At 69.8% G+C, this 7,583-nt stretch carries 7 protein-coding genes; 3 read left to right on the top strand and 4 right to left on the bottom strand.

The features are described from left to right. The first annotated feature begins 74 nt into the window (after positions 1-74). Entirely contained in the window at positions 75-1,151 is a 1,077-nt protein-coding gene (locus Amac_RS44660; RefSeq protein ID WP_155360520.1) for an adenosine deaminase, read from the top strand. After that, entirely contained in the window at positions 1,148-1,753 is a 606-nt protein-coding gene (locus Amac_RS44655; RefSeq protein ID WP_155360519.1) for a PH domain-containing protein, read from the top strand. Before Amac_RS44660 ends, Amac_RS44655 begins: the two co-directional genes overlap by 4 nt. On the opposite strand, the gene Amac_RS44650 is transcribed toward Amac_RS44655, so the two are convergent. The 3 genes from Amac_RS44650 to Amac_RS44640 all read right to left on the bottom strand — a co-directional run bounded on the left by Amac_RS44650 (position 1,750) and on the right by Amac_RS44640 (position 4,794). After that, complete coding sequence (locus Amac_RS44650; protein WP_373869942.1) at positions 1,750-3,378, bottom strand: phospho-sugar mutase; 1,629 nt, start codon at positions 3,376-3,378, stop codon at positions 1,750-1,752. The genes Amac_RS44655 and Amac_RS44650 overlap by 4 nt on opposite strands. Before the next feature lie 2 nt (positions 3,379-3,380). Further along, a complete protein-coding gene (locus tag Amac_RS44645) occupies positions 3,381-4,184 on the bottom strand; it encodes a purine-nucleoside phosphorylase (RefSeq protein ID WP_155360517.1) in 804 nt (267 codons plus the stop codon). A 157-nt stretch (positions 4,185-4,341) separates the two neighbouring features. Further along, the gene (locus tag Amac_RS44640) at positions 4,342-4,794 is read right to left on the bottom strand and encodes a gamma-glutamylcyclotransferase family protein (protein ID WP_155360516.1); all 453 of its coding nucleotides are present in this window, start codon (positions 4,792-4,794) and stop codon (positions 4,342-4,344) included. A 141-nt stretch (positions 4,795-4,935) separates the two neighbouring features. On the opposite strand from Amac_RS44640, the gene Amac_RS44635 reads away from it, so the two are divergent. Then, positions 4,936-6,327, top strand: a complete 1,392-nt coding sequence (locus tag Amac_RS44635; protein WP_155360515.1) for an NAD(P)H-quinone dehydrogenase — start codon at positions 4,936-4,938, stop codon at positions 6,325-6,327. On the opposite strand, the gene Amac_RS44630 is transcribed toward Amac_RS44635, so the two are convergent. Beyond that, the gene (locus Amac_RS44630) at positions 6,324-7,565 is read right to left on the bottom strand and encodes a pentapeptide repeat-containing protein (RefSeq protein ID WP_155360514.1); all 1,242 of its coding nucleotides are present in this window, start codon (positions 7,563-7,565) and stop codon (positions 6,324-6,326) included. The two genes, Amac_RS44635 and Amac_RS44630, sit on opposite strands and share 4 nt — an antisense overlap. Positions 7,566-7,583 lie beyond the last annotated feature (18 nt).

The raw sequence follows: 7,583 nt of genomic DNA, 5'->3' as shown, positions 1-7,583 counted from the left end.
CCCGCCACGCCGAAGCCGTTCTTCGGCAAACTCTGCTAGATCGTTGTTTTCGCAGGTGGCGGTAGGATGCCTGGATGACCCAGCCCACTCTTGAGGAGATCCGCCAGGCTCCGAAGGTCCTGCTCCACGACCATCTCGACGGCGGACTGCGGACGGACACGATCATCGATCTGGCCCGGGAATCCGGCTACGACAAGCTGCCCTCGACCGATCCGGCCACCCTGGCCCAGTGGTTCCAGGAGGCGTCGGATTCGGGATCGCTGGAGCGGTATCTGGAGACCTTCGCGCACACCGTGGGGGTCATGCAGTCCCGGGAGGCGCTGATCAGGTGCGCGGCCGAGTGCGCGGAGGACCTCGCCGACGACGGCGTCGTCTACGCCGAGGTGCGGTACGCGCCCGAGCTGCACACCTCCGGCGGGCTCAGCCTGGACCAGGTCGTCACCGCGGTCAACGAGGGCTTCAGGATCGGCTGCCAGGGCCGGGACATCAGGGTCGTCGCGCTGCTCACCGCGATGCGCCACCAGGCCAGGTCGATGGAGATCGCCGAACTGGCCGTGCGGTACCGGGACGTGGGCGTGGTCGGCTTCGACATCGCCGGCGCCGAGGCCGGATACCCGCCCACCCGGCACCTGGACGCGTTCGAATACCTGCAGCGGGAGAACGCGCACTTCACCATCCACGCCGGTGAGGGCTTCGGGCTTCCCTCGATCTGGCAGGCGATCCAGTGGTGCGGCGCCGACCGGCTCGGCCACGGCGTGCGCATCATCGACGACATCGCGGTGGCGGAGGACGGCGAGGCCAAACTGGGCAGGCTCGCGGCCTATGTCCGGGACAAGCGCATCCCGCTGGAGATGGCCCCCACCTCCAACCTGCAGACCGGCGCCGCCGCCTCCATCGCCGCGCACCCGATCGGGCTGCTCCGCCGCCTGTACTTCCGGGTCACGGTCAACACCGACAACCGGCTGATGAGCGCCACCTCGGTGTCCCTGGAGTTCCACAAGCTGGTTGAGGCGTTCGGGTACGACTGGGATGACCTGCAGTGGTTCACGGTCAACGCGATGAAGTCGGCCTTCATCCCGTTCGACGAGCGGCTCGCGCTGATCAACGGAGTGATCAAGCCCGGGTTCGCGCAGCTCAAGTGGCGCGCATGACCTACCGGTCGACGGCGTCCTGGATATTCGGCTGGGTCTGGCTGGCGTTCGCCGCGCTGAACACGGCGGACCTGATCGCCCGGGGGAAGATGCCGACCGCGCTGGTGGTCGGCGCGGTGCTGGGCGTGATCACGTTCCTGGTCTTCGTGCTGTCGCTGCGCCCTGCGACGATCACCGAGGAGGGCGGGGTCCGGGTTCGCAACCCGTTCCGTACCGCGTTCCTGCCGTGGAACACGGTGGACGGCATCGAGGTGTCGAACGCGATCACGATCAGGGCGGGGGAGCTGACCGTGCGGTGCTGGACGCCGCAGCCCTCCGCGCGGGAGCGGGCGAAATCGGTCCGGCAGGGCGGTTCGTCCCGGCGGTCCGGGCGTTATCCGACGTCGGAGCCGGTGCGGACGAAAGGCGAGCAAGCCGCCGCCGAGGCGATGGCGGGGCGCACGCACGCCGACTGGGTGGCCGACCAGATTCGCGCGCTGGCCGAAAAGAACAAGCGCAAGACGACCGGAGAGGCCAGCGTGACCTGGTCGCCGTACGCGATCGCCGCGGCCATCGCAACCGCTGTCCTGGTCGTTGCCGCCGCGATCTCATTGGCGTTCTAGAGGCCCAAGGCTTCGGCGATGTCCAGTTTGAGGGCGCTGAGGTCTTGGGTGGCCTGGGCGCGGGTGGTCGCCACGTCGCCGGTTACCGGGAGGACGACCTCCAGGTAGCACTTGAGTTTGGGTTCGGTTCCGCTTGGCCGGACTACGACGCGCGCGCCTCCCGCCAGGCGGTAGCGCAGGCCGTCGGTGGGTGGCAGCCCGCCGGCTCCCGATGACAGGTCTTCGGCTGATTCGACCTTGCGGCCGCCCAACTCGGCCGGGGGTGTGGTGCGGAGCCGGTGCATCGCCTTCGTGATCAAGGACACGTCTTCGACGCGGAACGAGAGTTGGGATGTGGCGTGCAGGCCGTACTTTCTGGCCTGGTCGTCCAGGAGGTCGAGTAGGGTGCGGCCGTCTCGTTTGGCCTGGGCGGCGATCGCGCCGATGGTCAGGGCGGCGCTGATGCCGTCCTTGTCGTGGACCGGCAGGCCCGTGTCCGAGCCGACGCTGTAGCCCAGCGCCTCCTCGTAGCCGTAGATCAGTCCGGGGCCCGCCTTCATGATCCATTTGAAGCCGGTGAGGGTTTCCCGGTAGGGCACGCCGTACGCGTCGGCGATGCGGCCGAGCAGCGACGACGACACGATCGTGGTGGCCACCAGCCTGTCCTGCCCTGACGTGGTGCGCAGCACGTGCTCGCCGAGCAGGCCGCCCACCTCGTCACCGGTCAGCATCCGGAACCGCCCGTCCGGCAGCCGCGCCCCCACCGCGCAGCGGTCCGCGTCCGGATCGTTGGCGATCACGATGTCGGCCCGAACGGCGGGCGCGGACGCCAGCTCAAGAGCCAGATCCATCGCCCCAGGCTCCTCCGGATTCGGGAACGCCACGGTGGGAAAATCCGGATCCGGCCGATGCTGCGCCCCGACGATCATCGGCGACTTGAACCCCGCCGCGATGAACGCCGCCGCCAGCGTCGACCCGCCCACCCCGTGCAACGGCGTGTACGCGACCCGCAACTCCCGCGCGTCCCCCAGCGCGAGCGAGGTCACCGCCTCCAGGTACGGCTCCAGGATCGCCGCCTGCCCGAGCGTCCGCCAGCCATCCCCGAGCGGTAGCTCGTCCACCCGGCCGACCGCGTCGATCGCCTGGGAGATCTCGGTGTCCAGCGGCGGCACGATCTGGGCGCCGTCCCCCCAGTAGACCTTGTAGCCGTTGTCGCGGGGCGGATTGTGCGAGGCGGTGACCATGACTCCGGCGTCCGCGCGCAGGTACCGTACCGCGAAAGCCAGGACCGGAGTCGGGTAGCGGTCGCCCATCACCGCGACGCGCAGGCCCGCGCCGGTGAGCACCGCGGCCGTGTCGCGGGCGAAGACGTCGGAGTTGTGCCGCGCGTCGAAACCGACCACGACCAGCTTGCCGGGGCCCAGCACGGCCGCCAGGCCCGCCGCCGCGCGCATCACCGTGACCCGGTTCATCCGGTTCGGCCCCGCGCCCAGCTCGCCGCGCAGCCCGGCCGTGCCGAACTCCAGCTTGGCGCCGAACCGGTCGCGCAGCGCCTCCGGGTCGTCCAGCAGGCCCGCCAGCTCGGCCCGGGTCACCGGGTCGGGGTCCTGGGCGAGCCAGTCGGCCGCCAGCAGTTCGAGATCCATGTTCATAGCTTGTTGACGACCTCGCTGAGCAGGACGCCCATGCGTTTCGCGGTCGCCTTGCCCACCGCCAGGACCTCTTCGTGGTTGAGCGGCTCGCCGACCAGGCCCGCCCCCGGGTTGGTGACCAGCGAGATGCCCAGCACCTCGGCTCCGGCTTCGCGGGCCGCGATGGCCTCCAGCACGGTGGACATGCCGATCATGTCCCCGCCCAGCGTGCGCAGCATCCGGATCTCGGCGGGCGTCTCGTACGTGGGGCCGCGGAAGGCCACGTAGACGCCTTCGGCCAAGGTCGGGTCGGCCTCCTTGGTGAGGGCGCGCAGGCGCGGCGAATACACGTTCGTGAGGTCCAGGAAGGTGGAGCCGGTGAGCGGGTTGGCCCCGGTCATGTTGATGTGGTCGCTGATCAGGACCGGCTCGCCGACCCGCTGGGTCTCCGGGCGCAGCCCGCCGGCCGCGTTGGTCAGCACGACCACGCGCACCCCGGTGGCGGCGGCCGTGCGGATGCCGTGCACGACCGGTTCGACGCCGCGGCCCTCGTACAGGTGAGTGCGGCCCAGGAAGATCAGGGCGTGGGTGCCGGATTCGGTGCGCACCGCACGGATGGTACCGGCGTGTCCGGCCACGGCGGGCGCGGAGAAACCGGGCAGTTCAGTCACCGGCACCTCGGCCAGCGTCTCGCCGATCGCATCGGCGGCGGGCACCCAGCCCGACCCCATCACCAGGGCCACGTCAAAACCGTCCAGCCCGGTACGGGCCTGCAGGGCGGCCGCGGCCTGGGCGGCGAGAGAATACGCGTCGTTACTCACAGGACCGAGCGTACAGAACGGCACGAAGTCTCCCAGCCGCCCCACCTGCCAGAATCATTCATCCGAATTTCAGCGAAATTTCCCAATGGGCCCGCCGTGCCGGAGGTGCGGCCATAAGCACAGCCCGGCGATCCGGAGGATCGGCCAATGTCACTGCTCAGTTGCCCAGGGAACTGCATGGGCGGCTTCGGAGGTCCTTCACGTAGTCGTCCGGTGCGCCTGCTTTTTCCGCCGCGTCGGCGATGATGCCCAGGTAGCGGGCGGAGGGCAGGCCGCCCTCGTAGGAGTCCAGCACGTAGACCCAGGCCAGCACGTCGCCGTCCAGGGTCGCCACCCGCAGCCGGACGCGCTTGTAGAGGCCGAGTTCGAGGCCCGTCCACCGGTCCAGGGAGGCCTCGTCCCACTCGGGCACGTCGTACAGCACGACGAAGACCTGCTCGTCGCGGTCCTCCACGATGGTGGCGAGGGCACCTTCCCAGTGCACGTCCTCACCGCCGAAGGTCAGCCGCCAGCCGACCAGCCAGCCAGAGCCCCGCATCGGAGAGTGCGGGGCACGCTCAGCCATCTGCTTGGGATCCATGTTGCTGGCGAACGCTGCGTAGACAGGCACAGCGACCTAGCCTAATCCAAGATCTCCTCGCCACGCCCGGCCGCGGGTATTCCACGTGTTATGGCCGCGCCTTCGGCATGGCGCGTGCAATCCCCGCGCCCTCTACGTTAGCTACCCTTCCGATGCGGGAGAATGGGGTACGTGACGAGGATTGTGATCATCGGCGGCGGGCCAGGCGGCTACGAGTCGGCGCTGGTCGCCGCGCAGCTCGGCGCCCAGGTGACCGTCGTCGAACAGGACGGGCCCGGCGGCGCGTGCGTGCTGACCGACTGCGTGCCGTCGAAAACCCTGATCGCCACGTCCGTGCGCAAGCAGGCGCTGCTGGACGCCGAATCGCTGGGGGTGTATTTCACCGGCGGCGAGGACGGCGACGTGGGCGGCGCGGTGGCCGACATGCCGCTGGTCAACGGCCGGGTCAAGGAACTCGCCTACGCCCAGTCGGCCGACATCGCGGCCCGGCTCGCGGCCGAGAACGTCGAGGTCATCCGGGCGCAGGGGCGGCTGGTCGAGCCCCAGGTGGTGCGGGCGGGGAATCGCACCATCCGGGCCGACGTGGTGATCGTGGCCACCGGCGCCACCCCCCGGGTGCTGGTCGGCGCCGAGCCTGACGGTGAGCGCATCCTCACCTGGCGTCAGATTTACGACCTGACGGAACTACCGGAACATCTGATCGTGGTCGGCTCCGGGGTGACCGGGGCCGAATTCGCGGGGGCGTACCAGTCGCTGGGGTCCGAGGTCACGCTGGTCTCCAGCCGCGACCGGATGATGCCCAACGAGGACGCGGACGCGGCCGAGGTGCTCGAAGGCGTCTACCGGCGGCGCGGCATGAACGTGATGGGCCGGTCCCGGGCCGCCTCGGTCAAGCGCACCGCGCACGGCGTGGTCGTCACGCTGGAGGACGGCAGGACCGCCGAGGGCACCCACTGCCTGATGACCGTCGGCATGGTGCCCAACACCGGCGGCATCGGCCTGGAGGACAACGGCGTCAAACTCGACCGCAACGGCTTCATCGAGGTGGACAAGGTGTCCAGGACCTCCGCGCCGGGTGTGTACGCGGCGGGGGACTGCACCGGCGTGCTCATGCTCGCCTCGGTGGCCGCCATGCAGGGCCGGATCGCGGTCTGGCATGCGCTCGGCGAGGCCGTGCAGCCGATCCGGCTGGCCACCGTGGCCTCCAACATCTTCACCGACCCGGAGATCGCCGCCGTCGGCGTGTCGCAGAAGCAGGTCGAGGCGGGGGAGATCGAGGCCAAGGTCGTCAAGCTGCCGCTCGCCACCAACGCGCGGGCCAAGATGCAGGGCTTCAACGACGGCTTCGTCAAGCTGTTCTGCCGCCCGAACACCGGCATCGTGCTCGGCGGCGTGGTCGTCGCACCGCGCGCCTCCGAACTGATCCTGGCCCTGTCGGTGGCCGTGCAACACCGGCTCACGGTGGACCAGCTGGCCCACACGTTCGCCGTCTACCCCTCACTGTCCGGCTCCATCACCGAAGCCGCCCGCCGCCTGATGTCCCCCCTGACCGCCGGGATCTAGCTGTAGGTCCTGCCCATGCTTGCTCTGACCCGGTGCAGCGCCATCCGCCCGTGATGCACGGCCGCCGCGGCCGCGTGCAGCTCGCCGGGCGTGCGGGCCAGCATCAGGGCCTGCTTGGCCGCCTCGTACGCGTCGAGCGCCGCCCGCCAGTCATGACTGGGCCCGCTCACCGCCTTGACCTTCATCTCGAAGTCAAGCGTGTCGATCTCCTCGCCGAACCGGGTGACATCCTCCTCGGCGGCGTGCCTGGCCATCGCGAACGTGGCGTGGGAGCGCTTCCTGCGCCCACTGGTGAGCCCCCAGATCAGCAGCGTCATGCTCAGACCGAAAGCGCTGACCAGCACCACCATCAAAGCCGGGGAGATCCCGCCGGAGGAACGAGGGGCATCCGTAGTCACTGGCGGTTCGTTCTCGGCCGCCTGGGTCTCTTCCGCCGGAGCCACGACCGCGTCGGAGGGGACATTGGTGCCCTCGCCCCGGGCTCCGGTCAGGTTCACATCACTGGCCTGGATGAACGAGGCCGACGTGATGATCGCTCCGGTGAAGTCGGCGCCCTGCAACTCGGCCTGGGTGAAGGTGGCGCCGGTCAGGTCGGCGTCCTTGAACACCGTGTGCTGCAACTGAGCCTGCCCCAGCTTGACGTCCTTCATCTTCGCCTGGCTGAAGTTCGCGGTGCGCGCCTTGATCTGGCCCATGGTGGCCTGGTTGAGGTCGGCCCCGACCAGCTTGGCGTTGGTGAAGGTGGCCTGGGTGAACACCGCCCTGGCCAGCACCGCCTTGCTGAGATCCGCGTGCGGGAACTCGGCCTGACCCGCCTCGGCGTCGATCAGGATCGCGCCGCGCAGGTCCGCCTGCTTGGCCTCCAGCTGCCCGAGGTCGGCCGAGGTGAGGTCGGCTCCGCGCAGGTCCGCGTACTCCAGGTGGGCCTGGGTGAGGTCGGCCTCCTTGAGCGACGCGCCGCGCAGCACCGCGCCGGTCAGATCGCGCTGGGTCAGATCGAGCTCGTCCAGCTTCGCGTTGGTGAGCGTGGCACAGCGCAGGTTGGCCGGCAGCTGCTCGACCCGGGTGAAACGTTTGCCGCTCAGGTTGGGACCGCTGCCGACCGCACAGGGACGGGCCGCGGATTCGGCCGCCGTCGCCGGCAGCATGACCGCCAGCACGATGCCCACCAGGACGGTGATGAGCACGGCGAGTAAGGCGACGAAGAGCGGAGTGACACGGGGGGTAATGCGTCGCACGAGGGCCTCCTGGGGGAA

The organism is Acrocarpospora macrocephala (assembly GCF_009687865.1).
GTDB classification, from domain to species: Bacteria; Actinomycetota; Actinomycetes; order Streptosporangiales; family Streptosporangiaceae; genus Acrocarpospora; species Acrocarpospora macrocephala.
This window is presented reverse-complemented; position numbering and strand designations above follow the sequence as displayed.

Coding starts and splice junctions, on each gene's coding strand:
- Amac_RS44650 (WP_373869942.1), bottom strand. CDS start 3,378: ATGGATCTCGAACTGCTGGCGGCCGACTGGCTCGCCCAGGACCCCGAC.
- Amac_RS44660 (WP_155360520.1), top strand. CDS start 75: ATGACCCAGCCCACTCTTGAGGAGATCCGCCAGGCTCCGAAGGTCCTG.
- Amac_RS44655 (WP_155360519.1), top strand. CDS start 1,148: ATGACCTACCGGTCGACGGCGTCCTGGATATTCGGCTGGGTCTGGCTG.